The organism is Methylomonas rivi, assembly GCF_024505165.1.
In the GTDB taxonomy this organism is placed as follows: Bacteria; Pseudomonadota; Gammaproteobacteria; order Methylococcales; family Methylomonadaceae; genus Methylomonas; species Methylomonas rivi.
The window spans coordinates 1-26,129 of the sequence record NZ_JANIBK010000048.1; the positions used below are offsets into that span (position 1 = coordinate 1).

A 26,129-nucleotide genomic window follows, 5' to 3' on the forward strand; every position below is an offset into this window, starting at 1 on the left:
GCCGACACGCCGACACGCCGACACGCCGACACGCCGACACGCCGACACGGCACGGGCATGGGCATGGGCATGGGGCACTGTCGCCTTGGCCCGCAAGCCCTTGAGTTTTAGATGTTTAAGATGGGTTTGATAGTTTTGCTCGAAATGAGCTTCGGATGACATTGTCATGGCCGCATAACCTCATGATTCGCCGTGGAATGCGTCTGTTGGATATTTGCGGAGGAGGCGTTAGAAACCAACCCGTTTTCAACGGCATGGAAAGCGGGTTGGCATTGTCGGGCGTTTAACGTTTGAACTGTTCCACCAGTTGATTCAAACGGTTGGCTAATTGCACCAATTCACTGCCGGCGGCGTTGGTCTGCTCGGCATCCTGGGCAGTGCGGTCCGTCAGGCGGCTGATGTTGGCCACGCTTTGGCTGACATGTTGCGCCAACTGATTTTGATTGTCGGCGGCTTCGGCCATTTGCGCATTCAATTGGCGGATATGCGTGACCCGCTCGGCGATCAGGCTCAAACCCTCGTCGGCGCTTTGTACTTGCGAGCGGCGCTGTTCGGCGCTGTCCTTGGCATTTTCCATTACCGCAACGGCATCCTTGGCTTCGCGTTGCAGTTGGGCGATGATTTTTTCGATTTCTTCGGTGGCTTGGTGCGAGCGGGTGGCCAGGGTCCTGACTTCGTCGGCCACCACGGCAAAACCGCGGCCTTGTTCGCCGGCGCGGGCGGCTTCGATGGCGGCATTTAACGCCAGCAAATTGGTTTGTTCCGCCAGACCTTTAATGACGTCCAATACGGCACCGACGCCTTTGCTTTTTTCGTCCAGGCGTTTGATGACTTCCGAGGCGCGTTCGATTTCGGAAACCAGCTCGTAGATGCCGTCGATGGCGTTTTTGGTGGTGGCGGCGCCGCCGGCGGCTTGATGGTCGGCCTCTATCGACGCTTGCGAGGCGCCGCTGGCGCCGGCGCGGACGTCGCGTACCGAGGACTCCAGTTGCTGTATGGCTTGTAAAACCGATTCGGTTTCATGGCGTTGTTGTTTAGCCGCTGCCGTGGTTTGTTGGGCCACGCTGGAAATTTTCGAGGTGGCCTTGCTCAGTTGCAGGCTGGTATCCGAAACATGGCTCAAACTGGTGGCAAAATTGTTCAGCATGCTATTGAAAGAGCTGCTGAGTTGGCCGATTTCATCATGCGAATTGATCGCCAGGCGCTTGCGCAAGTCGGCATCGCGGCTGATCGTATTCATGGTGTCGCGGATTTCGTCCAGGGGGTTGACGACGATTTTACGCATCAGCCAGGTGATCAACACCATGCCGGCTAGGAATAGACCGCCGGCAATGGCGCCGGCAATGGCGAAATTCCGATTGATTTTTTCGTGCAGATGGGCCAGTGAGTAAGTGACCCGCACCGCTCCGAGTATGGTGCCTTCCGAAACGGCATGGCAGGTCAGGCAGTTGGTGCCTTTAAAGTTGGCGCTGGCGACGATAGGCTCGACAATCACCACGCTGTCGCCATCGGCGCCGCCGGGGTAGCGGCTGGAGGCCTTACCTGATAACGCGCTTTGGTCCTGGTCGTCAACCGGGCGCTGTTCGGCGGAGCCCGGCCCGAAACTGTCGACGATGGCCTTGCCGCGAATCAGGCGCGCCTCGATGACGTCGTCATGCGATTGGATTTTCTCCCGCAGAAAGCGGCTTTGCGCCATGGAGCCGGCTAGCATCATGGCATTCAGTCCGTCGAAATAGCTGTTGGCTATATCGCGCGCTTTTTCGGTGGCCAGGGTTTGCACCATTTGTTTTTGCCGGTCGACCATGAACAGCATGCTGACGGACATCAACACTAGGAAAACGCTGGCAATGCTTAACAGAATTTTGGTCTGAATGGAGGTGGGGTTGTCCATGATGGCTCGCTATCGGGTTGGGCTGCTAATAATCGGTCTGTTTTAAGGATATTGCGGTCAATCGCGCAGGATGGCATTGCGGCGGTCGGTTTGCTTGCGTACGCCACCTAGTATCCACATTTGATACATGGAGACCGACCACATGAAGGCAAAGGAAATGCCCAGGCCGAAGCCGGCGATAATCACCAGCCAGGCAAAATGCGGATTTAGTTTGGTCAGCCACCAGGAGGCGATGTCTATCAGTAAAAACAGATAGGGCATGACGATGGCCGGGTATTTGTAACAGCAGGGCACGCCGGTACTAAAACTGAAAATGAGGCCGACAAACATAAAGATAAAACTGATGCCGAACAAATGAATGTGCGACAGCCGGGTCAGCGATTGAAAGGTGGCGCCTTCGCTGGATTCGGCGACTTTTTTCAGGTTCTCGAATTGGGCGAAATCGGGTATCGAGCCCGCGCCGGCGTTGTGGCACATCAGGCAATTTTTTTCGACGATGGGTTTGATGTCGGCGTCGTATACCGTTTGCGATGCGCCGTCGCGTACCCATTGAATGATTTTGAAGCGGTCATCGTCCGGAGCATTGAATTTCATGGAGCCGTTTAATTTGGACTCTAAAACCGAGCCGGAACGGTCGCCGTAATAGCTATACACGACATCGTTTAGCGACAAACCGAATTGTCCGTCCGCCATGCCGTGGGTAAACAGGATTTGAATCAGCGCCATGATGTAGCCGGCGGCGATAGTGGTCAGATAACCGGTGAACAATAATTTGATAGAGGTGCCGAAACTGATCAAATTGGCGCCTTTGTAGGCGTATTTAACGGGGACGTTGCATTCAGAAGGCATAAAAGTTCCGCGAATGAGGTTGCAATCGGAATAAGCCAAGCGGGTCGAGAACGGCCCGCTTGGCGTTTAACGGCGGCAGGACTTAATTCCTGATGTTTTGATAGTAATAACCCAGTTCTTCGATTTCCTGGTCGCTCAGACTTTCCGCAATCAAACGCATGCGGCGGTAGATGTCGTTATGGCGTTCGCCGGATTTAAAGGCTTTTAATGCGGCGGATGTGTATGCCGCGTTTTGGCCGGACAGGGCGGGCATATCCATGACTTGCCCCTGGCCGTCGCCGCCGTGGCAGACTTCGCAGGGCGGCAACACACGGTCGCGGCTGCCGTTTTTAACCAACTCCTCGGCTTTTTCGTACACCATGGGGCTGCGGGATTGGAAGGCGGGCGGTTGCGAAGCAAACCAGGCCGCCAAATCGGCGGCGTCCTGTTGGCTCAAGCCTTTGGCAATCGCATTCATCATCGGATCCTGGCGGTCGCCGTTACTATAATCCTGTAATTGTTTATAGAGGTAAGTTGCCAGTTGTCCCGCCAGCGAAGGATTGTCGGGCGAAATGCTGATGCCTTTTTCGCCATGGCAGCCGCTACAGGTTTTCGACAATTGTTCGCCCTTGGCGGGGTCGCCGGCCTTGACGAAGTTGAGCTGGTCCGCGGTCCAGGCTACTTGCGAGGAGGGCTGGGCCGATACGGAAATCGGCAGACAGAGTAGTGCGGTTAGTATGATATTTTTCATGATCAGACCCCCCATCTGCCTGAACCAAAGGTTTCCATCAAGAAGAATTGCAAAATCGGATAGCCGAAGGCAATCAGCATGAATACCGCAATCACGATGTTCCACACCTTAAAACTGTTCAGGTATTCGGGTAGATCGGTTGGGGCATGTATCGGTTCGGCGTATTCGACTTCACCTTGAAAAGTTTCGCTGCCGATTTGCGTTTTATACAAATTGTAAATCAGCAAGCCGGATGAATAGAGCAATATCGCGCCGCCGAAAATCATGGTGGCTTCGTAGGGCTCCCAGGACAGGGTCAACAGGTTGTTGTAATTCACGCTATCGATCCGGCGGGGCTGGCCCAACAGACCCAAAATATGCCAGGGCGTGGTCATGATCATCATGCCGACAAACCAGGTCCACAACTGAGTAAGCGCCAAGGATTTGCAATATAACGGCTTGCCGCTCAACACCGGCCAAAAATAGTAGGCAATCCCGAAGTACATGATAACGGTCGTGCCGCCGAAGATCAGGTGAAAGTGGCCGGGCACCCAGGCGGTGTTATGCACCATGGCGTTCATCGCGTAGCTGGCGTTGATCAGGCCGCCGAAGCCGCCCAATATCAACATCAGCAAGCCCAAAATCATGGCCAGTACCATGGGATTGGTCCAGGGTAGGGCGGCGATCCAGCCGAACAGGCCTTTGCCGCCGTTCAAGCGGCCGGCGATTTCCAGCGAAGCGATTACGGTAAAGCCGGTGATGAAAGTCGGCAGGGTCACTATAAAAGTGCCGACGCCGTGCAACAGTTTCCAGCCGTGACCCTGTTCCGGATCCATATACAAATGGTGAAAACCGATCGGCAGGCTGAAAACCACCAATAAAATAAAGGCCGCCCGTGCCATTTCATCGCTGAACAAAAATCCGCCGGCTTGCTTGGGTACCAGGCAATAGAATGCGGTGTAGGAGGGTATCAACCAAAAATACACGATAGGATGCAGGGTCCAGGCGAACAGCGTCCTGGCCAAGCCGTCGTCGATGGTGTCTACCCAGCCCAAGGCCCATGGAATCAACTGGAACAGCACTTCCAGCGCGACCCCGGCGCTGGTCCACAGCCATAAAATGGCATTGGCCGTGGTCGCGAACATTGCCAACGGCACCGGCTGGCCGGGATTGGCCTTTTTCCACTGCACGTGCATCGCGATCATCGACACGCACCAGAACCAGGAGCCGACCACCAGCAAAGTGGCGCCGATGTAAAACAGCGGATGGGCTTTCATCGGCGGATAAAAGGTGTACAGCACGGAGGCCGCGCCGCCCAATAACGGTAAGGCTGCCATAACCACGCCGGCCAGTGCCACGCCGAAACCGGTCCAGGCGAAGGTTTTATTCCAGACCGGCATTTTCAAGCTGCTGCTGGCGACGTAGTAACCGAAGCCCATGATGAAAAAGGTGGTCAGGACAAAACCCATCAATACCCCGTGGGTACTGACCGATGCGTAATAGACTTCGCGCGATTCCAGAAAACCGAAAAAGCCGCTTCGTTCGACGACTTGATAAAGCCCCATCACGGCGGCCAGGGCAAACGCGCCAAACGCCACCCATAGGTGGGTGAGCGCTAATTTTTTCTCCACAGCATTATTCATGGCTAACTCCCGCAGGTTTATTCATATCGTCCCAGTCTGATTTGGTAACAACTTTTACATTACTCCACATGTGCGCGTGGCCCATGCCGCAGTATTCGTTGCACAACAGCGGGTAATCGCCGGTATGGTGCAGCACGGTTTTGATCTGCGCAACATAGCCGGGCACGATCATGGTGCTCATGTTGGTCATGGGAATATGCACCCCGTGGATGACGTCGAGGCTGACCCAGCGAAAGGTCAGATTGGTTTCGGCGGGTAACGTCATGGTTTTGGGATAAAAACCGTAACGTCCGGCCACCATGCGCACGGTGATACTGCCGTCCGGATTGCGTTGCGGGCCGAGATTATCTTCGGCAAATTCTTCAGACAGGTGCAAACGGGCCGAGTCGATGGTTTCGACATTGCTGGGCGCGTGGATGCCGTGGAACAGCGCGGAAATCAGAATGATTGCTACAAACAGGCCGGCAATACCCAGCGAGATAGTGGCCCATTTTTTTTCGAGTTGATCGATATGCATAACGTCCCCCTAGCCGATATGGCCGCGAGGTAAAAATACCCCGTAGTACATCAGCAGCCAGGCGATGACCATGCCGCCGCCGACAATCAACATCAACGCCCAGGTGCCGACGGGCGAGCTTTCCAGAATTTTTTTGCGCTCTTCTTCGCTAACTGAATTCATATCCTTTCCTCTTGTATGCATGATAATTAGGAATCAAGTGGCAAGAAACGGCGGGAACGGCATAAAACAAATCATTCTTGGCGATGACTTTACCATTTCGTTGCTGAGGTAATCATACAGGCAAGCCGTTGGTAATCCAAAAGAAACTATGAATGTTTTTATATGCTTGTGCGGGGTTTTTATACAAGCTTGCCAAGCCTGTCCGGAAGCGGGCGGCGGACGCTGCCTCCACGGGCCAATATCCGTGGTTTCGATTTGAATATGCAACGGAAAATTGATGCGGCAATCACTCGATCGTTCGTGAATACCGATTCGTGAACAGTAGTTGCTATGCTAGAAATTGCCGAAAAACGCGGGACCCCTTACAGGAAACGGACGTTTGCGCGCCGGGTGTTCGGTTGGTGGGGGATTTCGGGCACCGCAAAGTTATGTCAACTCGACGTTGCCCGATCCCAAGCTCGGTATACTGGAATAAAGCGGCAGTTAACTAACTGACTAGGTTAAGCGGCCAATTTAAAGTGGATTTTTGATGGCGTCCACGGCTTTGTCAACGGTTTCAGTCGTTGCACCGGCGGCTTCCGCAGCTTTGGATTTTACGCTTGCAGCCGCGGCATCGGTTGCCGTAGTCGCTCCTTCCACGGCGGTTTTAGCACCCTCGACGGCGACATTGGCGGCATCGCCGGTAGCCGAGGCCGCTGATTGGGCGGCGTCGACGGTTGCATTGATTGCCTGAGAGGTCGCTTCTTGCGCCGCACTCACCGCGCTGTCGGCCGCTTCAGTGGTGGCGGTTGCGGCCTCGCCGGCAGCGCCGGCCGTGCTTTCTATCGCAGTGTTCAGGTTTTCCGCCGCGCCGCTGACGGCTTCCTGAGTTTGAATTTGGACAGATTCAACAGTCTCTGCAATAGGCGGGGTAATGCTGGATTGCGGGCTGGTTTCCGGTGCTGGAGCCACGGCGGGAGTGGCTGTGTCGGATTCTTTATCACAGCCGGCTAAAAGTAAAAAACTGCATGCGCTGGCGATAAATAATGTTTTAATTTTCATGGACCTACCTCGATTATTGTTATGGACTAAAAATCTCGCCCAAAGAATAGCCGCTTTTAGCATTAGACCGAAACACCACGCGGAGTCTCTCTAATACCAAGCAACTTCCATGGGAAGCGTTTAAGCTTGGTTGTCAGTATAGGAGGCTGTATCTTAACTGCGGATTAAAAACCAGGTCGAGTTTTATTTTGTTGCCGGAGTTACACACAAAACGCTCTGGCAGTTGGTTGGTTTGCCCGGATGTTTGCTTATGCTTCCTGCCTTCCGGTTGCTTTATCTCTCCGAATACTATCGGCTTGCTATAATGCGTTTTTTTGAAATTCATCGGATCGTACATGATGGACATTGAGCAATATATGCGGCAATTGGGGCAACAAGCCCGGTTGGCGGGACGCGAAACCGGCAAGGCCGACAGCGGGCGCAAAAATCTGGCCTTACTGAAAATTGCCGAGGCCATTGCCGCCGGTAGTGACGAACTCGGCAACGAAAACCGTAAGGACTTGCAAGCCGGCAGGGAAAACGGTTTGGACGCGGCGTCGTTGGACAGGTTGGAATTGACGCCCGGTCGTATTGCGGCCATGGTGGAAGGGCTCAAGCAAGTGGCCGCGCTGCCCGATCCGGTGGGAGAAATCACCCATCTGAGTTATCGCCCCAGCGGCATACAAGTCGGACAAATGCGAGTGCCTTTGGGGGTTATCGGGATTATTTACGAATCCCGGCCCAATGTCACCGTCGATGCCGCCGCGCTGTGTTTAAAAGCCGGTAATGCCTGTATTTTGCGGGGCGGTTCCGAATCCATCCATTCCAATCGCGCCATCGCCGCCTGCATCAGCCAAGGTTTGCTGGAGGCCGGCCTGCCCCGGCAAGCGGTGCAGGTGGTGGAAACCACCGATAGGGCGGCGGTGGGCGCCTTGATTACGATGAAAGAGTTTGTCGATGTGATCGTGCCGCGGGGCGGCAAGAGTTTGATCGAGCGCATCAGCAATGAGGCGACGATTCCGGTTATCAAACATTTGGACGGTATCTGCCATGTTTATATCGACGGTAAAGCCGATCTGGATAAAGCCGTGGCCATCGCCATGAATGCCAAGACGCACCGCTATGGGGTTTGCAACGCCATGGAAACCTTGCTGGTGGCGGAAAGCATCGCCGGAAAAGTATTGCCGATATTGGCGGCGCAATATGCCGAGAAAGGCGTGGAATTGCGCGGCTGTTTGAAAACCTGTTCGCTGGTCAAAAATGCGGTGCGGGCCACGGAAGACGACTGGCATACCGAATATCTGGCGCCGATATTGTCGATAAAAATCGTGGCCGGCATAGACGAAGCCATTACCCATATCAACAAGTACAGTTCCGCGCATACCGAGAGCATCGTTACCGAGGATTACACACTGGCCCGGCGGTTTTTGCGGGAAGTGGATTCCAGTTCGGTGATGGTGAACGCCTCTACCCGCTTTGCGGATGGCTTCGAATACGGCTTGGGCGCGGAAATCGGCATCAGCACCGACAAGTTGCATGCGCGCGGCCCGGTCGGGCTGAACGGGTTGACCTCGCTAAAATATATCGTGCTGGGTGACGGGCATATTCGGCAATAATGATAGGAATTTACGGCGGCACGTTTAACCCGGTACATTTCGGCCATTTACGCACGGCGCTGGAAGTTAAAGAGTTGTTCGGCCTGCAACAACTCAGGTTGATACCCTGCCGTTTGCCGGCGCACCGTCAGGCACCGGATGTGGCCGCCGAAATGCGTTTGGAAATGTTGCATTTGGCCTGCGCGGATATGCCGGGTTTCTATGTCGACCGCCGTGAGTTGGACCGGGAAGGACCGTCATACATGGTCGATACGCTTGCTTCCCTGCGCGCCGAATATCCCGGCAACTGCCTGATGTTGATCATCGGCCTGGACGCCTTTGCCGGATTGAGCGCCTGGCATCAATGGCAACGCTTATTCGATTATGCCCACGTGCTAGTAATGACCCGCCCCAATTGCGCGGCGCCCGAATTGCCGGCATTTTTGCGGCAGCGGCTTAGCACGGAGCGCGATCTGTTAAGGCAACAAACGGCCGGGCTATTGTTTTTCCAAGGCGTGAGCGCTCTGGATATTTCCGCTACCGCGATACGGGACTTGATCGCGGCCGGCCGCAATCCGAAATTTTTATTGCCGGACGCTGTCATTAGCTATATCCGGCATCATCAACTTTATTTATCCTCAGAACAGGACAGTGAATGCAAGCAGAACAACTCTTAAAACTGGTCGAAACCGAGCTCGATGAGCGCAAGGCCCATCAAATCGCCATTCTGGATGTGCGCGGTAAAACCAGTATTACCGATTTCATGGTAGTCGCCACCGCGACTTCCACCCGCCATGCCAAATCGCTGTGCGATTACGTGATCGAAAAAGTCAAGGAAAACGGCCTACAGCCCCTGGGCGTGGAAGGCGAACCGGGTTCCGATTGGGTATTGGTGGACTTGGGCGATGTGGTGTTGCATGTGATGACCGGGCAGGCCCGCGAATTTTATCAGTTGGAAAAATTGTGGTCGGTTGCCGGCGATAAAGACAAGCAATAAGGTTGCCGGCGTTTCAAGCAATGTTCGGCGTCATCAATAAAGAGGGCTCAATGAATCCACAAATTGCATCACTGCATGACCGCATGGCTGAAGGGGGAGACTGGCGGTCGTTTCGTGACGAAATTGCAGCCCTCCACGAAACAGCAAAGACCGAGCAAGAATATGTCACTTTACTCGAAGCCCATAGAAACTTGGTAGTTGTGGGCGAATACGCTTTTGATAAAGAAACCTACGAGAAGCTGTTGCCCGTCACGGCAGCCGAATATCGCATGTTCTTGAACAAGGAAGCGATGGAAGACGGTTTAATAAACCCTGTGCTACTGGAACGTATCACTCGCAGAGAATTGGAAGCCGGAAGGCTTGCGCCCGATGACGAGTTTAGGCAATTAGCTGCTGCCGGTGCAGCGGTTCTTGGTGATTCAAAACAAGTTACAGTACACCAGTGCAGGAAAGGCAATTGGTTCTTCTATGGTGTGCTCGTTGCGGCAGGTCTTTCGGTAGTTCTCGCATCCATCCCCCTATCGCCACTCTGGCTAATCTTACCTGGTCTCGTGGCTGGCTGGTATTTGAATGAGCGAGAGCGTAAGCAATGACGCCGAACAAGTCATTCCAGCGGACCGTCAAAAAGCTGCGCTTTTTGACGTCCGCTGAATTTGCACGTTATGTTCAAGAAAAATCGTTGTCTGCCGATGACTACCTGCAAGTAAGCGAGGAAATAACTTTCCAAAATCCGGACGCATCGTTCCCACGCCGAGCATGGGAACGATGCGCGGAGGTCAATCCCAAGGGGGGCCCTATGAAACGCTATTCAATATTTATCTTTGTTTTACTGATGGCGGCGAATTTGGCGGGCTGTTCCGCATTAAACAGGCGGGATGAAGCCGTAACCGGCAAAACCCTGGTTGCCGACGGTTACAGCCGCTTCGATGACAGCGGCAAATTGAATATCAACCACCGCTGGCTGTCCGCGCAACAAGTCGCCAAATTGAATGCCTATCGTGGCTTGGCCGATCAACTGTATTACGAGCCGCTGGGCGAAAATAAAACCGTGGGTTCGCAGGTGATCGGCCACGAGGTGTATCGGGTTTATCTGGATATTTATTTGCGTTCGGCTCGGGCTACCGATTATCGGACCGTCCAGGACAGTTTGAAAACCACCCTGAAACTCAACTTAACCCCGCGTTTCTATCAATGCATGCGCGGCGATGCGGTACAGGCCAAGCAGTGCATTCAGGAAGACGACAAATTGGCCTATAGCCGCTTGGGTTACAAAACCGCCTATACCGCCAGCGCCAATCTGGCCTGCGGCACTATCGATTGCAGCGACCAGTTCGCGGTGAGCGGTTTTTCCAAGGACCGCAATCCCGTGGATAGCCTGTTGTTGAATGTCGGCTTGTACGATATGGAGTGGATAGCCAATACCGGCGCCCGCACGTTATTCAATAAACTATTGATCAATGGGTTAATCAATGCGCTATAAGCTGGGGCTGACAGGGCTTTTGCTGATAATGTTGGCCGCCTGTGGCGGTGCAAACAATAGCCGTTCGGAGGCTGAAACCATTAGCCAGCGGCAGGCCACCGTGCAAGGTAGCGCCGTTATCACCGACGCGGGCGTTGAGCAAGCCAGGCAAGCCGCGATTAACGATGCCATTGCCAACGCTTCCCTGCAATTAAAGCGCTCCGGTTCGGAATCCTTATTGGCCAGCGATCTTAAAGTGGTTGACGAGTGGCAGGACGGCAATACCTATCACGTGCAGGTTTTGGCGGTGCTGGCGCCGCAACAGGCCTGCCACGCGCCCTATCGGAAAAAAATCGTCGCCACGGCTTTTCCGGTCATGAATGCCGATCAGGTCAGCGGCAGCGAGAGTCAGGATTTGTTCGGCGGTATTCCGCGGGAAATCGGCAACCGCTTAATGGAAAGCGGCGATTTCATTGCCCGCAATTTAACCGCCACCTCGCTATACGATCGGCCGGATTTAGCCCCGGAAGCCACGGTCAACGGCATGATTTCCAATTCCGCGGTTTTGGATGTGGCCAGACGGCAGAATGCTCAGTTGGTGTTGGCCGGCGTGATACGGGATTTTAAACTCGAATCCACCGAGTACGTGCGGGGTTCCGGCGTGCTTGCCGAGCTGAAATCGGCGATGCGCGATTACATTGCCAGACGCAGTATCGGTATCGATGTGTATGTCTACGACGGTTTTACCGGCGCGCTAGTGTTTCAGCAGCGCTATACCGACTCCATCATCGGCGATGTGTCGCTGCCGTCCGGCTATACGGTCGGCAGCGAACGTTTCGACTCGACCTCGGCCGGGCATAAAATTACCCAAATCATCGCCATGGCCAGCGAAGACATCAAAAAGTTATTCGGTTGTTATCCGTTTGCGGCCCGGGTAAGCCGGGTGGAGAACAATCGCATCCATATCGCCGCCGGGGCGCAAGATAAAATCAAAGTCGGCGACCGGTTTAAGGTTTACGCCGTGGATACTTACGCCTCTTCGGTCGGCATGGGCTTCACCGACCCGGTCGGGGTCATGACCGTCACCGATGTGGGGCCGTCGATGGCGGCCGGTCATCTCGAAGGCAGTAGCCAATATCGCGTACGCCCCGGCGATTGGGTGCGCAGCGTCGAGATGCCTTGATCCGGCCTGTCGCAATCTGAAAATAGCATCCCGGAAAAAAGCAACAGGGCCCATCCACGGCAGACCGGCCTATGTTGCCTTTTCTTCCATGACGGCACCCTGCGGGTTCGCCTGCCAAGATTCCGGCGTTTTGGGTAGTCTGCCGAAGTCGTCAATCGCCCGAACGGTATTCGATGCCGCATCGGACCAATGCCATAACACCAGGTTTTGGTTTTTGGCCGTGCAGCCGGAGGCAAAGCTGCGCACCAAAGCCCCGGCAACATCCAGCGCGCGCAATTGGTCGGCTAAGCGCCAGGTCGGCGGCTCCATGGCTTGAGTAGCCAGATCCTCCCAGGCGCAGCCTAATACTTGGCTGGAACCGCCGATGTTTTGCAATAATTGCTCATCGTTGAGGTCGGCGATTTTCGCGCAATCGACTTCGTAAGCGACTAAGGTCATCGGTTGCGGCTTGAATGGAAAACCTTGCTGCGCTTCCATCCAGGCCGTGGTCGGGTCGAGCGACAGATAAAGCGCGGCGCAACCGGGCCGATTGAAGCGTCCGCCGTGTTTTTTAGCGCCATTACCGGAGAGGGGATCGTAAGACCACATCGGATGATGCGCGCGATAAACCATGCCGGTAAACCGGCTGATGCGTATCGTCAAGCGTAACCGCCGTCGGCAATTCGCGCCAAATAGGCTTTTACGGCTTCCGCCCGGCCTTCCTTGACCAAGTCTTCCGCGGTTTTATCGCCGAATGACGGCAAGGGTTGCGAACGGAACCAGGCAAACGCCCGCCCAACGCCCCCCGACCACTCGGCTACCCGGTTGATGATCTCTACCGTATCTCTTAAGCGAGTCTGCGTGGAACGGCTTTTACAGCGGGCGCTCTTGGAAACGGAATCGCGGGACAAGCCCGTGACCTCGGCAAGATCGTTTTGCGTGATGTGCAATACCTTGGCCAAGTTGTTGGCGGCGATAAAGCCTTCGTCGGATATCACTTGATGTAAAAAGCCGGTATTAGCCATGAGTGCCTCCGTATTTAACCGTTTATTGGTGCGTATTATAGGGCATTTTGAGTATCCCGCACCATTATTCCGCGCGAACGGTTTGATAGTTTTTTTCGCATTTGCCGGCGTACAATGCATTACCGGCTGCTTTCCGGTTATTCAACAGTGCCCGAATCGTAAACCGCCTCGATCGATTAGCGGCAACCGAAACAGGCAATGGCATTTTCATGCGCGGCTTGCGTAAGCGCCATTTCATTTAGACTAATCGTTACAATCCAGGCTGTTCCATGTCGAGCGGTTTGTTGGATAGGCGACAAGGCAAAACAGGCGGTGCAATACAAAAAATATAATTAAATCAATTATTTAAATAATTAAAATCAATTGGTATAGTCTGTGCTTGGTCTCCTTGTAACCAACAAGCGAGGTGACTATCATGGAATTGCCAGTATTAAACGAAACTCCAGCAGCAAGCGCGGGCGGCTGCTCATCCCATTCTTGCGGTACTAGCGACGACCAGCTAGGCCATCTGTCCGACGAAATCCGCGCCAAAGTGGAAAACCACCCGTGTTATTCAGAAGACGCTCACCATTATTTCGCCCGCATGCACGTCGCGGTCGCGCCGGCCTGTAATATTCAATGCCATTACTGTAACCGCAAATACGATTGCGCCAACGAGTCGCGTCCGGGCGTGGTGTCCGAACTGCTGACCCCCGATCAGGCCGTGAAGAAAACCATGGCCGTGGCCGCGAACATTCCGCAAATGACGGTATTGGGTATTGCCGGTCCCGGCGATCCGTTGGCCAATCCCGAACGCACGTTCGAAACCTTCCGCCGCCTCAGTGACGAAGCCCCGGATATCAAACTCTGCGTCTCCACCAACGGACTGGCGCTGCCGGATTCCGTGGAAGAGCTGTCCAAGCACAACATCGACCATGTCACTATCACCATCAACTGTCTGGATCCCGAAGTGGGCGCCAAGATTTATCCCTGGATATTCTGGGAGAACAAACGCATTCACGGTATCGAAGGCGCGCGGATTCTGATCGAACAGCAGCAAAAAGGCCTGGAAATGCTGGTGGCCAAGGGCATTCTGGTCAAGGTCAACTCGGTCATGATTCCCGGCGTCAACGATCAGCATCTGGCGGAAGTCAGCAAAACCGTCAAAGCCAAGGGCGCTTTCCTGCATAACGTGATGCCGCTGATCGCCGAAGCCGAACACGGTACTTTCTACGGTGTGATGGGCCAACGCGGGCCGACTCAGGACGAACTGATGGATTTGCAGGATGCCTGCTCCGGCGACATGAACATGATGCGCCATTGCCGCCAATGCCGCGCCGACGCGGTCGGTTTGTTGGGCGAAGACCGCGGCGACGAATTTACCCTGGACAAGATCGAGGACATGGAAATCGACTATCAGGCGGCGATGGAAAAACGCAAGGTCATCCACGAAGCCATAGCCGAGGAAATGCACAGCAAACGCGCCGCCAAGGATGAAGCCGCCGCCAAGCATGCGGCCGGGAAAAAACTGAATACCCGCCCGGTATTGATGGCGATCGCCACCAGCGGCCAGGGCGTGATCAATCAGCATTTCGGCCATGCCAAGGAATTTTTGATCTACGAAGCCTCGCCCGACGGCGTCCGTTTCATGAGCCACCGCAAAACCGATTTGTATTGCAGCGGCGACGATACCTGCGGCGACGGCGAAAGCGTGTTGCAACGCACTATCCGGGCGCTGGAAGGCTGCGAAGCGGTGTTGTGCTCCAAAATCGGTTACGAGCCTTGGGACATGCTGGAGCAAGCCGGCATTATCCCCAATGGCGAGCACGCGATGGAGCCCATCGAAGACGCCGTGATGGCTGTATATAAGGAAATGGCGGCGGCCGGCAAATTGGATGAGGCGAGGGACGAGCAACGCGCCACCGCGTAAACCGATAGACATGTAGGCCGGAATAAGTCCTCTTGCATAGCGTGAAAGAGGACGTTTCCGGCAGGCAAAGTTGGCAGGAAACGCTAGCGCTTATTCCGGCCTACCTTTGCCGTATCAGGGCATCGCCGACGGGCATCCCAAACCACGAAACATGAAGGATGAATCATTATGGCCTTAAAAATTATCGATACCTGTGTCAATTGCTATGCCTGCGAACCCTTGTGTCCCAGTAAAGCGATTTATAAAGCCGAGGCATATTTTCTGATCAATCCGAAAAAATGCACCGAGTGCGTGGGCGATTTCGATGTGCCGCAATGCGCCAGCATTTGCCCTATCGAAGGGGCTATTCTGGATGCATCGGGTGCAGCCATCAACCCGCCCGGTTCGTTGACCGGCATACCACCGGAGCGCATGGCCGAAGCGATGGCGGAACTGCAAGCGCACTGACGGTCATGGCCATAGTCCACTTTTACGAAAAGCCGGGTTGTTTCAATAACACCCGGCAAAAGCAACTGCTGGTGGCTGCCGGACATATGCTGATTGTGCACGATTTGTTGCAGTTTCCCTGGGCCGACAACCGCCAACGCCTGCGTTCGTTTTTTGCCGATTTGCCCGTGCCGCGGTGGTTCAATCCCAGCGCGCCGGCTATCAAAAATGGCGAGATCGATCCCGCCGGCGCGAGCGAAACCCAGGCCATCGAATGGATGGTGGCCGATCCGATATTGATCCGGCGGCCGCTGCTGGAAGCGGACGGTAAGAGGTGCGCGGGTTTCGATGCCGGCAACATCGACGCTTGGCTGGGTTTGGCGGAAGCTAAACCGAATGCCGGACTCGATCTGGAAACCTGCCCAAAACCGCATCTCTCGCAGGCCTGCCGGTCATGAACGCCGTGACGCTGGAAAGCGCCGACGGCATTCCGCAAGCCGTGGCGTTGTCGGAACGGGTTCATTGGATTGGGGCGCTGGATCCCAATCTGAGAACCTTCGACATCATCTTAAAAACCGCCAACGGCACCAGCTACAACGCTTACATCATTCGCGGCAGCGAGGGCGTGGCAATTATCGATACCGTTAAGGAAGGCTTCGCCGAGGCTTTTTTCGCCCGCCTGGAAAGCGTGGCCGATTATGCGGAAATCAAGGTCATTGTCCTTAATCATCTGGAACCGGACCACACCGGCGCTTTGCCGGAATTGATGCGGCGGGCGCCGCAAGCGCAGTTGTTCATTTCGCAAAAAGCCCAATCCATGTTGAAAGGTCTGCTCAAGCAGGATGAATTGAGTTTCACCCCGGTGGTGACCGGCGACTCGGTGTCGCTGGGCGACCGGACACTGCAGTTTTTGCACACCCCTTATCTGCATTGGCCTGACACCCAATGTACCTACGCGCCCGAGGAAACTATGCTGTTTTCCGGCGACGTATTCGGCTGCCATTTTTGCGACAACCGGCTGTACAACGATCAGGTCGGCGATTTCCGCTTTTCGTTCGAATATTACTACGCCCACATCATGCGGCCGTTCAAGGAATATGTGGTGCGCGCCTTGGAATTGATCGAACCTTTGCCATTGAAGCTGATTGCGCCCACCCACGGCCCGATTCTGCGCGACCGGCCGCAACGCTATATCCAGCGTTACCGGCAATTGTCCAGCCCGGCCCTGCACAGCGAAATCAGCGGCCATCAAAAAACCCTGGTGATTTTTTACATCAGCTCCTACGGCAATACCCGGCGCATGGCGGAGGCGATTTATCAAGGCGCGATGCAGGTGGCCGATGTGCGGGTTTCGCTGTACGACCTGGAGGGCGGCGAAGTGGCGCCCTTCGTGGATTTGATCGAGGAAACCGACGGCCTGATTCTCGGAACGCCGACCATTAACGGCGATGCAGTCAAGCCGATCTGGGATTTGTTGTCCTCGCTGACGGTGGTGAATCTGAAAGGCAAGCTGGGCGGGGTGTTCGGTTCCTACGGCTGGACCGGCGAAGGCGTGCGGCTGGTGGAAGACAGGCTGCGCGGCCTAAAACTGCGGGTGCCGATACCGGGGTTGCGGGTGAAATTGATTCCCACGGACGACGAAATCATCGAATGCAAGGCTTTCGGCTTGGAACTGGCCCAGGAATTAATGGGCATACGCGAAGCCAAGGTGATCAATTTTGCCGATTTGACCTGATGCACTCCCGCCGATCAATCCAGCCCGTAGGCATCCCCGGCGGGAACCGTCGGCAGGCTTCAATTTTAAGGCGCCCATTAGCGAAAACCCATGCGTTTGCCGCATAGGCAAACAACCCCGCCGCCGGGATGCGGCGGGCGAATCGTTGCCGCAAGGCAGTGAGAAATCGGGAATCGCGAGATTCCAACACGGAAATGCGTCGGATTAGGCGGTTTCCTGGATTTGTTTTTTACCATTATGGAGTGTCAACAATGGCCAAAGCGACCATTACTTTTGAAGATATCAATGTCACCGTTACCGTGCCGGCCGGAACCCGGATTATCGAAGTGTCCGAAAAAGTCGGCTCGGCGATTACCTACGGTTGCCGCGAAGGCGACTGCGGAACCTGCCTGATGAAAGTCACCGAGGGCTGGAACCATCTCAGCGAACCGTCGGTACTGGAAGATAAAATTTTGCGGGAAAACATGGCCGGCAAACACAATCGGCTGGCATGCCAGGCCCAGGTGTTGGGCGGCAAAATTTCCGTCAAACCCGTTTAAATTAGAGAGGACTATTTTATGGCTTTAGTAACATTTACCAGTCCGGAATATCGCGATAAAACCGTCTATGCAGTGGCCGGCAGCCATACGCAAACGGTTTTGAAACTGGCGCTGGAGAACAAAATTCCCATCAATTTCGAGTGCGAAGACGGCGAATGCGGTACCTGTGTGGTTAAGGTATCCAGCATCGACAACAAATTGCAACGTATGGGTGGCCCTTTAACCGAGAAAGAAAAATCCGTTCTGAAACAATTGGGCAAGATAACCCAGGCGGAATTGGAACAAATGATCGTCGACGACCTGCCGTCCGAGTGGCGTCTGGCGTGTCAGATGATCGTGCGCGACGAAGATATACGCGTCGAGTATTAATTCACTCGGCATGTCTCACTGGCCTTGCAGCATACCCATGCGTAACCGGTGCGGCATGTCCGACCAGCGAGGGCGCGGCCATGCAAGCTCAAGTCGAAATATCTCCAGCGGTTACCCGCCAACAACATTATGACGATTTACTGGCATTCAGCGACGGCTCGGCCAATAGTGTCTGGCTGGCGCGGATCATTGCCAGCTGGCTGGTGGGCGAGGGCGCCTTGCCCGACAGATTGGGGTTGACCGGCAGCCAATTCCGGCAATTGCTGGCGCAGCGTTTTGCCGGCCATGAATTAACCGAGTATGCGCCTTCGGGGAAGAACCTGGATTTTAGCCGCATGCTGGAAAAGCAGGACCTGGAACAATTGCTGCGGCAATTTTCCGCGGCGGAGCACGCCGAAACCGAATGGCTGATCGCCATCATCGTGGCCGCTTGTTTGGGCAGCGACCATCTCTGGCAGGATTTGGGATTATGGAGCCGCCCGGAATTGTCCGCCATGCTGAAACACAATTTTCCGCGCTTGGCGGAACGCAATCACAAAGACATGAAATGGAAGAAGTTTTTGTATAAACAATTATGCGAAGCGGAAGGATTGTATGTCTGCCGCGCGCCGTCCTGCGAAGTATGCCAGGATTATCCGCAGTGTTTCGGGCCCGAGGAATAAACGCCAAGCATCCTGCCTCCGCAGCCCAAGCCGCTTATGGAGCTATCTTAATAGCCAACAAAATCAAAACGTTGGGCTTCATTGCATCAGTCTGTTTTTTACGGCAACCGCTTAAGCGGGGAAATTTTGCTTGGCGCAAGTACGCGCGGCAACGGCCTTACATCAAATTCCGTAACTATTCAGCGTAGGTTAGGCGCCAGCCGTAAGCCAACGCATAGTCTTATTGCGGTTCAATGGCTTCGATTGTCGGGTTACGCTCTATCGAGCTATTATGCCCTTGAGGGCAAACCCGAACTATGCAATTGATCCGCATCGGCTGGCATTCACTGAATAGTTACCCTTCATAGTTAATGCGCCTGACACAAGATATTCGGGTTTTTTTCGGCGCTCTGCGCCATTTTTTCCAAATTTGCCAGCACTAAAAGACTGGCTTCCTCCATATTGCCGATGTGCGTCAGCATGGCATCCGTGTCGGTCTCGGCATGAGCCTTGAGAGCGCTAAGCGCGGACTCGTGAACCGCGATATGAGGCTGCTCGATATCGCCGTAGCCGGGCAGCTGGGAAAAGCAGCTTTTGCCTTCGCCGCTGTAATACCACTTACCCAGCCGGCATTGCGTGTGTTGGGCAAAGTCCTGCGCGGTTTTCGACGATAAATGAAACAACACCTTATAGACTTCGAATTTGTAAATCAAATGGTCGACCTTGGCCAGTTCGCAAAAACTGCGCAGCGACGAAGCCGCAACGACTTGCTCCATGGTGCGGGAAAAATCCACCAGTTGCCGCATGGTGGCGGTCGCTCTATGCCCCTCGTCGCTAAACAGGCGGGACTGCTCGGCCAAGGTCGACATTTGTTCGCGGGTATTGCCGCTGCCGACCTGTATCGATTCGGCCAGATTGGAAATCTTGTCGGTTGCCTCGGCGGTGCGTTTTGCCAGCGTGCGCACTTCGTCGGCCACCACGGCGAAACCGCGTCCCTGCTCGCCGGCACGGGCCGCTTCGATCGAGGCGTTTAATGCCAGCAAATTGGTTTGATCGGCTATGCCGCGTATCAATTGCACCACACCGATGATTTCTCGGGAGCTTTGATCCAATGTGCCGGCCTGCAGCGCCGCATGGCTGGAAGAATCCGCCAAATTGGTTAAATTATGCGCGATACGTTCTATCGCCTGGCTACTGGTCAGCGAGATGCCTTGGGCTTCCACGGCGTTATTTTTTTCGTTCCGCAATTGATTGGCCAGGGTTTGAAAACTGCTTTGGGTATTGAGCAGGGATTGTCCGAAGTTTTGCAGATAACCGATGGTGTCGCGGTTGATCTTTAGGTCGGTTTCCGCCGCCGACTTGGCCGAATTGCTGTGTTGCAGCTGCTGCAACAGCATATCGCGTTCGTTTTCAATTTGCCGGTTCCGCTGCAGGGCGTTTGCCAATTCCTGTTGCAGTGTTTCAAGCTGTTTATTTTTAAAGAGTGAAAACGCCATGATTAATGCACCGCAAGGTTGGCTGGTTGAACGAAAGGCCCATAAACGGCGTGTTTAAAAAACGACGGAAACATAAAAAACGGCAAGTGCAGGGGGGTGGCAAACACGAATAGCTCCGAATTACAGACTGTAATAATAAGCTTACATCAGACGAGCCAAAATTGACATTTTTTCCGGGAGGCGACGGCGCATCGAGTCTGCGGGAGTTTGGCCTGCATCACAAAAATATTAGGCGGCCGTCTTTATTCGCCAAAATGGTCGCGATGGCGCCGACAGAGTGGTCGGCAACAATCTCGATTAGCGCAAGTGGCTGGACGGGTATATTCAGTTGGAGATGATTTTTGCCCGGCGCCAGCCGTCATTCCGTGGTATTGGCGATCATTTTATGCAGTCGCTTGGTGCCGATGCCTACGATAAGGAAAATGACGGGAATGGACAAGCCTTCCACCAGTTCGACATTCACATGCCTGCCCAGACTATGCGCCGCTTCGGCAATTTTGCCGACCAGGTTTGCTGCATAATAGGTGATGGCTACCATCGAAATGCCTTCCACCGTTTGCTGCATGCGCAGCTGCATTTTGGCCCGCAAGGCCATGGACGATAACAGGCCCTGGTTTTGCCGTTCGATAATAATATCGACTTTGGTGCGTAATAACTGGCTGGCGTTGCTGACCCGTTCCGAAATCAGCGTGTAGCGGTGGGATATGGAACTGCAGGTATTCATGGCCGGTTCCAGGCGCCGCTTTAAAAACTCGCCCAAGGTTTGTATGCCCTGGATGCGGACTTCGCGCAAGTCCTCCAGACGTTGCCCGACCAGTCGGTAATAGGCGCTGGCGGCGGCGAAACGGAACTGGTGGCTGGATATATGGTTTTCGATTTCCGCCGCCAAGGCCGTCAATTCATCAAGCAACTTAGCGTCGTCATTATCCGGCTGGGTCATCGAATTGGTGATGCGATACAGCTGCCGGTCGGCCCTTTTCAATTCCGGATACAATTTTCGGGCAATAGGGAAGGCCAGTAAGGCCATGACCCGGTAGACTTCGATATCGAACAGCCGATGCAATAGCCGACCCGCCTGCGCGGTTCTTAAGTCGTGATTGACGACCAAAAAACGGCTGAACCCGTCCACGTGTATCCGAAAATCGGTAAAAACGGCCGCCGCGCCGCCGGTTACCTTGGAGCCCACAATCGGATTGCCGGCAAAGTGGGCGGATAGCGGCGATAAATCCGTTTCATCCCGGTAATTAATATCGGCCGCGGCAACCACATTGGCGTGGGCGGCCACGATCACTTGACCGTTTATTTGCGCCAGCCAGTCGACGGGGACTTTTTTTAGGGCGGGATCCGCGAAGGGTTCCGCAACGCGGTCGTAGGCATAAAAAGTATAGGTGCTGAACTCGCCGTGTTGCTCCCAACTCATTTGAAACGAATCGAAGTTGGCGCTGAAATGGTCGGCGTCATGGTCCGGCGGCACCGTGCCGAACCGCTCGCATAAGGTGGCCAGATGTTTGCGTTCACGGGCTTTTTCCTCGCTCGCCAGCGATAGGGCCAAATAGCTGGCTCTAACAGGCAGACTAAGAATGGACGATGCCCTGGCGTGGACTTCGTTGTGCAACACAAAGCGTTGCGGATGATTGGGCGGGATTTGAAATAAAGTGGTCACAAGGTTATCGGTAAAGGTTAGGGATTTCACTAAGCGCCGATTTGTGGGCGCTTAGCTCTGGCGGTAATCTTACCGCCTGCGCGATCCCATGAAAACCAACCGGCCGGAAAATGCACCATTACCCAATTGGCGGCTAATAGGCGCCGTAACCGAAATGCCGGTTCCCGCGCGGATGTTCGGCGTTTGTGGTGGTGGACGCGGTACTATGATCCCGCCTTAATCCGGGATGATCTTCTTGACCAGACTGACGATGCGGCCCTTAGCCAGGCGGGTTTCGAGCAAATCGTTTTCGACAATATCGGCGGCTGATTTGACGATTTGGCCGCTGCTTTGTTGTTTTACGATGGCATAACCGCGCTCCAGCGTCGCCAGCGGGCTGACGGCGTGCAAGGTCTGGCCGATGCCGTTCTGTTGCTGTTTCAGGCTGAAAAGCTTTAATTGCATCGCTCGTTGCAAGCGCTGCCGATAAAAATCGAGCGTTTGCCGGTGTTGAAAAATTTTAGCCGTGGGTTGAAATCGGCGGAGTTTTTGGCTGTTCAACGCCAACAATTGAGTAGCTTGCCATAGGGTTTGGCGGCTGGATTTTTGCAGACGCAATTCCAGTTCGTCCAGCCGTTGCGCGTTGCGCTGCAGTTTTTCGCCGGGGTGCTGCAATTGCAGGGATTTATTCAGCCAGTCCAGGCGTTGTTGTTGCTGGGTTAACTGGCGGCGCAGTTTTTCGAGCAACCGGTTTTCCATGAATTTAAAACCGCCCAGCCATTCGGTTTGGCTGGGCACGGCATGTTCGGCGGCGGCAGACGGGGTGGGCGCGCGTAAATCGGCCACAAAATCGGCGATGGTAAAATCCACTTCATGGCCGATGCCGGCAATCACAGGGATCCTGCTGGCGGCAATGGCGCGGGCCACTACTTCTTCGTTAAAGGCCCATAAATCTTCCAACGAGCCGCCGCCCCTAGCCAGAATCAGTACGTCTGTTTCGCCGCGTCGATTCGCCAACTCCAGTGCGGCGCTAATTTCGGACTTAGCCGAATCGCCCTGCACGGCTACCGGGTATATTACTACCGGAACCGCTGGGAAACGCCGTTGCAACACCGTCAGAATATCGTGGATGGCCGCGCCGCTGGCCGAGGTGATGACGCCAATTTGTCTTGGAATCGGCGGGATGCCTTGCTTGCGGCTATCGTCGAACAGGCCCTCCGCGAGCAGTTTATTTTTCAAACGTTCGAAAGCCAGCCGCAAGGCGCCGTCGCCGGCTTGTTCCATATGCTCGACGACCAATTGATAGTCGCCGCGCGGTTCGTACAAGCTGACTTGCGCATTCACCACCACCAGATCGCCGTTACCCGGTTTAAAACCGAGGCGTTGCTGCTGGCCGCGAAACATAGCGCAGCGAATCTGCGCCTGCGCGTCTTTTAGGCTGAAATACCAATGGCCGGAGGAGGGCGCGCTAAAGTTGGATACTTCGCCCTCTACCCGCACGGTCATGAAATGCGTGGCCAACAGGCGCTTGGCTTCCCGATTCAATTGCGAAACGCTGTAGATGGATTCCGAGCTGTTCACAGACTAATTTTTACCGTTTAACAGTCCGGCGGCCCAGAAGCCGGCATAAATGCAGGCCACCATGACGATGGCTTCCCGGTTGCCCAGTGCCATGCTGGCGAAAGCAGGGCCGGGACAAAAACCGGTCATGCCCCAACCCACGCCGAATAGGGCCGCGCCGGCCAGTAAGGGCCGATCCAGGGCGGTTTTGAGGGTGATATGAAAACGGCTGCCTAAAACGGGTTTTTCATGCCGACGCGCCCAGCGGAATCCGGTCGCCGCGACGGCTAATGCGCCGGCCATCACCAGCGCCAAGCTGGGGTCCCAGTCGCCGGCGATATCCAGAAACGCCAGCACTTTATTCGGGTTGACCATTTGCGAGATAGCCAAACCCAGGCCGAAAATAGTGCCGGCGATTAAGGCTAAAATTATTTTTGTCATACGCTTACCTGCAAAACGTGGCGCAGCAGATAGACAGTCGCAATACCGCTGGCCATGAAAGTCAGGGTGGCGGCGATGGAGCGGGGAGACAATAAGGCAATGCCGCAGATGCCGTGGCCGCTGGTGCAGCCGCTACCGAGGCGGGTGCCGAAGCCGACCAGAAAACCGCCGACTATAATCAATGGCAGCGGATAGTGTGGCCGCAAGGTTGGCATTGCCGGTGCAAACTGTTGCCAGATAGCCGCGCCCAGCATTAAACCCAATAAAAAAGCCAGGCGCCAATACCGGTTAGGGCCGGAGGCGGCGAACAAGCCGTTCATGATGCTGCTGATGCCGGCGATGCGGCCGTTAAACCAGAGCAGTATGAATGCGCTGAGGCCGATCAATGCACCGCCAAGCAGAGCGGAAACAGGGGTGAAGTTTTGCAAAATCGTTACTCGTTAATATTTTAAAGGGCCTTATTTTACGGCGGTTTGACAAGGATTGCAGCGCGATTTCAGATAGCTGTCCGCGGAACTCGCGGCTTGGGTTAAAATCTCACCGGCGACCATGCAATGATCGGGATAAAAGGAGCACCATGCACGAACATCAATTGAGTAACTGGCAACACTCGCATAATTTCGCCCGTATCAATCGCAAGGGCGAACGGCGCACCAAATGGGTCTTGTTGTTGACCTTTACCACCATGTTGGTGGAAATCGTGGCCGGCATGCAATTCCATTCCATGGCTTTACTGGCGGATGGCTGGCATATGGCCACGCATGTGATGGCTTTCATGATTGCGATATTTGCCTACCGTTACAGCCGGATTCACGAACAGGATCAAACCTTTGCCTTCAGCCCCGCTAAAGTCGGCGTGTTGGGCGGGTTTGCCAGTTCGGTGGCGCTGGCCATGGTGGCGATGATGATGATTGCCGAATCGGCCGAGCGTTTGGTTTCCCCGCGGCTGATTCAGTTTGACGAGGCCATTCTGGTAGCGGCCGCCGGCTTGGTGATCAATTTGCTGAGCGCCTTGTTGTTGAGCGACCACCATCACGACCATCATCACGCCGAAGAGGACCACGAGCATCATGAACATCACCACCACGACCATAATTTACGGGCGGCTTATCTGCATGTGGTGGCCGATGCGTTGACTTCGGTGTTGGCCATTGTGGCTTTGCTGGCCGGTAAATATTACGGCTGGAATTGGCTGGATACCGTGATGGGTTTTGTCGGCGCTTTTGTGATTTTGGTTTGGGCCTGGGGCTTGATCAAGGAAACCAGCCCGATTTTGTTGGACCAGGGCATAGACGAACATTACTTACAAGCGATTCAAGATACCTTGGAAGAAGACGGCGAGTGCCGGGTCAGCGATATTCACATCTGGCGGGTCAGTCCGTCTCATCACGCCGCGATAATCGTGCTGGTGACCCGCTTTCCGAAATCGCCGAACTATTATAAAAATCTGTTAACAAGCTTCGTGCATTTGGACCACATTACAATCGAAGTCAATGCCTGCAAGACTGACGCGTGCGTGGCGGAGGATGCCGCGTAAACTCTATTGAGTTCGTTTCCTGTTGGCATGCGGCTAGCTGGCTGCGCCGAAGTTTCAGCAACTGTATAACTGTTCGGTCGTCTATTTTGTCTTTTCTGATCGATAACCGCGATTTGTCAAAGTTCGCTGAAGCCGATGGAGGTGCTCAAGCGGTAATTGCTGGTTCATTCTTAAAATTGCCGATGCTCTTGCTCAATGTTTAATAAGTGTGACGGGCTAGCGATAAAATTGACTTGACTTTTTTGGTGGGTATAGAATTAGCGTTAGACTGGGCTTTCCGGGTTGATAGGTCGCTTAAGCTAACTGTCATGACAAGGATTAGCGCCAGTCGTATCGCCAAGTTGTTCAGAACAACCTATGCGTCTTCCACGTTTCAAGCCGATAACAATAATTTGGAGAATCAACATGGATACTAATCCGCTTAACTCCCGACAAGTCAACTGGAAAACTCGCCGAAAAACCTTGTCAATTGCAATCGTAACTATCCTTTACACCAACCTTTCCCAGGGCGCGGCGGTAAACTGGGTTCCAAATAGCGACGGTTTTTGGGATGTTGTTACGAATTGGAGCAGCGATCCAAACTTACCCGGAATCAGCGATGATGTGCTTATTGACGTCGGGGGCGCAACGATTAGAACTATCACCCACGGAAGCGGAACGGATACCATCAAAAGTCTCAGTAGCCAGGAAGCGTTTGTAAAATCGTTCGGCACACTGAATATTAACGAGGCATCGTCTTTTGCAAATACCTACACCCAAACCGCCGGTACGCTGGGCGGAACGGGCAATGTATCGATAGCCGGCG

At 54.4% G+C, this 26,129-nt stretch carries 29 protein-coding genes; 15 read left to right on the forward strand and 14 right to left on the reverse strand.

From position 1 onward, the window contains the following. Positions 1 to 283 precede the first annotated feature (283 nt). The 7 genes from NP596_RS10650 to NP596_RS10680 form a co-directional block, all read right to left on the reverse strand. The gene (locus NP596_RS10650) at positions 284 to 1,891 is read right to left on the reverse strand and encodes a methyl-accepting chemotaxis protein (protein WP_256615338.1); all 1,608 of its coding nucleotides are present in this window, start codon (positions 1,889 to 1,891) and stop codon (positions 284 to 286) included. A 57-nt stretch (positions 1,892 to 1,948) separates the two neighbouring features. Further along, positions 1,949 to 2,740 carry an Aq_1264-related membrane protein gene (locus tag NP596_RS10655; protein ID WP_256615339.1) on the reverse strand — a complete coding sequence of 264 codons (792 nt, stop codon included), beginning with the start codon at positions 2,738 to 2,740 and terminating at the stop codon, positions 1,949 to 1,951. An 82-nt stretch (positions 2,741 to 2,822) separates the two neighbouring features. Beyond that, a complete protein-coding gene (locus tag NP596_RS10660) occupies positions 2,823 to 3,470 on the reverse strand; it encodes a c-type cytochrome (RefSeq protein ID WP_256615340.1) in 648 nt (215 codons plus the stop codon). 2 nt (positions 3,471 to 3,472) lie between these two features. Further along, positions 3,473 to 5,092: a b(o/a)3-type cytochrome-c oxidase subunit 1 gene (locus NP596_RS10665; protein WP_256615341.1), complete on the reverse strand. Its 1,620-nt coding sequence runs from the start codon at positions 5,090 to 5,092 to the stop codon at positions 3,473 to 3,475. Next, on the reverse strand, positions 5,085 to 5,609 hold the full coding sequence (locus NP596_RS10670) for a cupredoxin domain-containing protein (RefSeq protein ID WP_256615342.1): 525 nt from the start codon (positions 5,607 to 5,609) through the stop codon (positions 5,085 to 5,087). The genes NP596_RS10665 and NP596_RS10670 overlap by 8 nt, the downstream gene beginning before the upstream one ends. A 9-nt stretch (positions 5,610 to 5,618) precedes the next feature. Further along, the gene (locus tag NP596_RS10675) at positions 5,619 to 5,771 is read right to left on the reverse strand and encodes a hypothetical protein (RefSeq protein ID WP_256602506.1); all 153 of its coding nucleotides are present in this window, start codon (positions 5,769 to 5,771) and stop codon (positions 5,619 to 5,621) included. 513 nt (positions 5,772 to 6,284) lie between these two features. After that, positions 6,285 to 6,812 (reverse strand): hypothetical protein, encoded by a 528-nt coding sequence (locus NP596_RS10680; protein ID WP_256615343.1) that lies wholly within the window; start codon positions 6,810 to 6,812, stop codon positions 6,285 to 6,287. A gap of 338 nt (positions 6,813 to 7,150) precedes the next feature. On the opposite strand from NP596_RS10680, the gene NP596_RS10685 reads away from it, so the two are divergent. The 6 genes from NP596_RS10685 (at position 7,151) to NP596_RS10710 (ending at position 12,025) form a co-directional block, all read left to right on the forward strand. Beyond that, positions 7,151 to 8,407 (forward strand): glutamate-5-semialdehyde dehydrogenase, encoded by a 1,257-nt coding sequence (locus NP596_RS10685; protein WP_371927938.1) that lies wholly within the window; start codon positions 7,151 to 7,153, stop codon positions 8,405 to 8,407. Then, entirely contained in the window at positions 8,407 to 9,063 is a 657-nt protein-coding gene (nadD, locus tag NP596_RS10690) for a nicotinate-nucleotide adenylyltransferase (RefSeq protein WP_256615345.1), read from the forward strand. The genes NP596_RS10685 and nadD overlap by 1 nt, the downstream gene beginning before the upstream one ends. Then, positions 9,042 to 9,383: a ribosome silencing factor gene (gene rsfS, locus NP596_RS10695; protein WP_256615346.1), complete on the forward strand. Its 342-nt coding sequence runs from the start codon at positions 9,042 to 9,044 to the stop codon at positions 9,381 to 9,383. Before nadD ends, rsfS begins: the two co-directional genes overlap by 22 nt. A gap of 50 nt (positions 9,384 to 9,433) precedes the next feature. After that, positions 9,434 to 9,976 (forward strand): hypothetical protein, encoded by a 543-nt coding sequence (locus NP596_RS10700; protein ID WP_256615347.1) that lies wholly within the window; start codon positions 9,434 to 9,436, stop codon positions 9,974 to 9,976. Positions 9,977 to 10,179: 203 nt separating this feature from the next. Beyond that, positions 10,180 to 10,863 (forward strand): hypothetical protein, encoded by a 684-nt coding sequence (locus NP596_RS10705; RefSeq protein WP_256615348.1) that lies wholly within the window; start codon positions 10,180 to 10,182, stop codon positions 10,861 to 10,863. Continuing rightward, a complete protein-coding gene (locus NP596_RS10710; RefSeq protein ID WP_256615349.1) occupies positions 10,853 to 12,025 on the forward strand; it encodes a flagella assembly protein FlgT middle domain-containing protein in 1,173 nt (390 codons plus the stop codon). The genes NP596_RS10705 and NP596_RS10710 overlap by 11 nt, the downstream gene beginning before the upstream one ends. A 69-nt stretch (positions 12,026 to 12,094) precedes the next feature. On the opposite strand, the gene NP596_RS10715 is transcribed toward NP596_RS10710, so the two are convergent. Both NP596_RS10715 and NP596_RS10720 read right to left on the reverse strand, forming a co-directional pair. Further along, a complete protein-coding gene (locus tag NP596_RS10715) occupies positions 12,095 to 12,667 on the reverse strand; it encodes an RES family NAD+ phosphorylase (RefSeq protein WP_256615350.1) in 573 nt (190 codons plus the stop codon). Then, positions 12,664 to 13,029: an antitoxin Xre/MbcA/ParS toxin-binding domain-containing protein gene (locus NP596_RS10720; protein WP_013818292.1), complete on the reverse strand. Its 366-nt coding sequence runs from the start codon at positions 13,027 to 13,029 to the stop codon at positions 12,664 to 12,666. The genes NP596_RS10715 and NP596_RS10720 overlap by 4 nt, the downstream gene beginning before the upstream one ends. Before the next feature lie 415 nt (positions 13,030 to 13,444). Here NP596_RS10720 and nifB point away from each other — a divergent pair, with 415 nt between their 5' ends. The 7 genes from nifB to NP596_RS10755 all read left to right on the forward strand — a co-directional run bounded on the left by nifB (position 13,445) and on the right by NP596_RS10755 (position 18,669). Next, positions 13,445 to 14,938: a nitrogenase cofactor biosynthesis protein NifB gene (gene nifB, locus NP596_RS10725; protein WP_256615351.1), complete on the forward strand. Its 1,494-nt coding sequence runs from the start codon at positions 13,445 to 13,447 to the stop codon at positions 14,936 to 14,938. A 168-nt stretch (positions 14,939 to 15,106) separates the two neighbouring features. Further along, entirely contained in the window at positions 15,107 to 15,385 is a 279-nt protein-coding gene (locus tag NP596_RS10730; RefSeq protein WP_256615352.1) for a 4Fe-4S dicluster domain-containing protein, read from the forward strand. Positions 15,386 to 15,390: 5 nt separating this feature from the next. Then, positions 15,391 to 15,822 carry an ArsC/Spx/MgsR family protein gene (locus NP596_RS10735; protein ID WP_256615353.1) on the forward strand — a complete coding sequence of 144 codons (432 nt, stop codon included), beginning with the start codon at positions 15,391 to 15,393 and terminating at the stop codon, positions 15,820 to 15,822. Beyond that, entirely contained in the window at positions 15,819 to 17,099 is a 1,281-nt protein-coding gene (locus NP596_RS10740; RefSeq protein ID WP_256615354.1) for an FprA family A-type flavoprotein, read from the forward strand. The genes NP596_RS10735 and NP596_RS10740 overlap by 4 nt, the downstream gene beginning before the upstream one ends. A 251-nt stretch (positions 17,100 to 17,350) precedes the next feature. Continuing rightward, positions 17,351 to 17,638, forward strand: coding sequence for a 2Fe-2S iron-sulfur cluster-binding protein (locus NP596_RS10745; protein WP_196434208.1), 288 nt, complete (start codon positions 17,351 to 17,353; stop codon positions 17,636 to 17,638). 18 nt (positions 17,639 to 17,656) lie between these two features. Continuing rightward, positions 17,657 to 18,007, forward strand: coding sequence for a 2Fe-2S iron-sulfur cluster-binding protein (locus tag NP596_RS10750; protein WP_256615355.1), 351 nt, complete (start codon positions 17,657 to 17,659; stop codon positions 18,005 to 18,007). 80 nt (positions 18,008 to 18,087) lie between these two features. Further along, positions 18,088 to 18,669 carry a nitrogen fixation protein NifQ gene (locus NP596_RS10755; RefSeq protein ID WP_256615356.1) on the forward strand — a complete coding sequence of 194 codons (582 nt, stop codon included), beginning with the start codon at positions 18,088 to 18,090 and terminating at the stop codon, positions 18,667 to 18,669. Positions 18,670 to 19,016: 347 nt separating this feature from the next. Here NP596_RS10755 and NP596_RS22145 read toward each other — a convergent pair whose 3' ends face one another. The 5 genes from NP596_RS22145 to NP596_RS10785 form a co-directional block, all read right to left on the reverse strand. Further along, on the reverse strand, positions 19,017 to 20,144 hold the full coding sequence (locus tag NP596_RS22145; RefSeq protein WP_305891743.1) for a methyl-accepting chemotaxis protein: 1,128 nt from the start codon (positions 20,142 to 20,144) through the stop codon (positions 19,017 to 19,019). A 358-nt stretch (positions 20,145 to 20,502) separates the two neighbouring features. Continuing rightward, positions 20,503 to 21,807, reverse strand: a complete 1,305-nt coding sequence (locus tag NP596_RS10770; protein ID WP_256615357.1) for a DUF3422 family protein — start codon at positions 21,805 to 21,807, stop codon at positions 20,503 to 20,505. Between the two features lie 216 nt (positions 21,808 to 22,023). Then, positions 22,024 to 23,367, reverse strand: coding sequence for an exodeoxyribonuclease VII large subunit (xseA, locus tag NP596_RS10775; RefSeq protein ID WP_256615358.1), 1,344 nt, complete (start codon positions 23,365 to 23,367; stop codon positions 22,024 to 22,026). 3 nt (positions 23,368 to 23,370) lie between these two features. Next, positions 23,371 to 23,787 (reverse strand): DUF6691 family protein, encoded by a 417-nt coding sequence (locus NP596_RS10780; RefSeq protein WP_256615359.1) that lies wholly within the window; start codon positions 23,785 to 23,787, stop codon positions 23,371 to 23,373. After that, positions 23,784 to 24,215 carry a YeeE/YedE family protein gene (locus NP596_RS10785; RefSeq protein WP_256615360.1) on the reverse strand — a complete coding sequence of 144 codons (432 nt, stop codon included), beginning with the start codon at positions 24,213 to 24,215 and terminating at the stop codon, positions 23,784 to 23,786. Before NP596_RS10785 ends, NP596_RS10780 begins: the two co-directional genes overlap by 4 nt. A gap of 149 nt (positions 24,216 to 24,364) precedes the next feature. Between NP596_RS10785 and dmeF the strand changes: the two genes are divergently transcribed. Both dmeF and NP596_RS10795 read left to right on the forward strand, forming a co-directional pair. After that, on the forward strand, positions 24,365 to 25,324 hold the full coding sequence (gene dmeF / locus NP596_RS10790) for a CDF family Co(II)/Ni(II) efflux transporter DmeF (RefSeq protein ID WP_256615361.1): 960 nt from the start codon (positions 24,365 to 24,367) through the stop codon (positions 25,322 to 25,324). 405 nt (positions 25,325 to 25,729) lie between these two features. Beyond that, the coding region (locus NP596_RS10795; RefSeq protein WP_256615362.1) for a hypothetical protein at positions 25,730 to 26,129 on the forward strand (400 nt) is incomplete at its 3' end.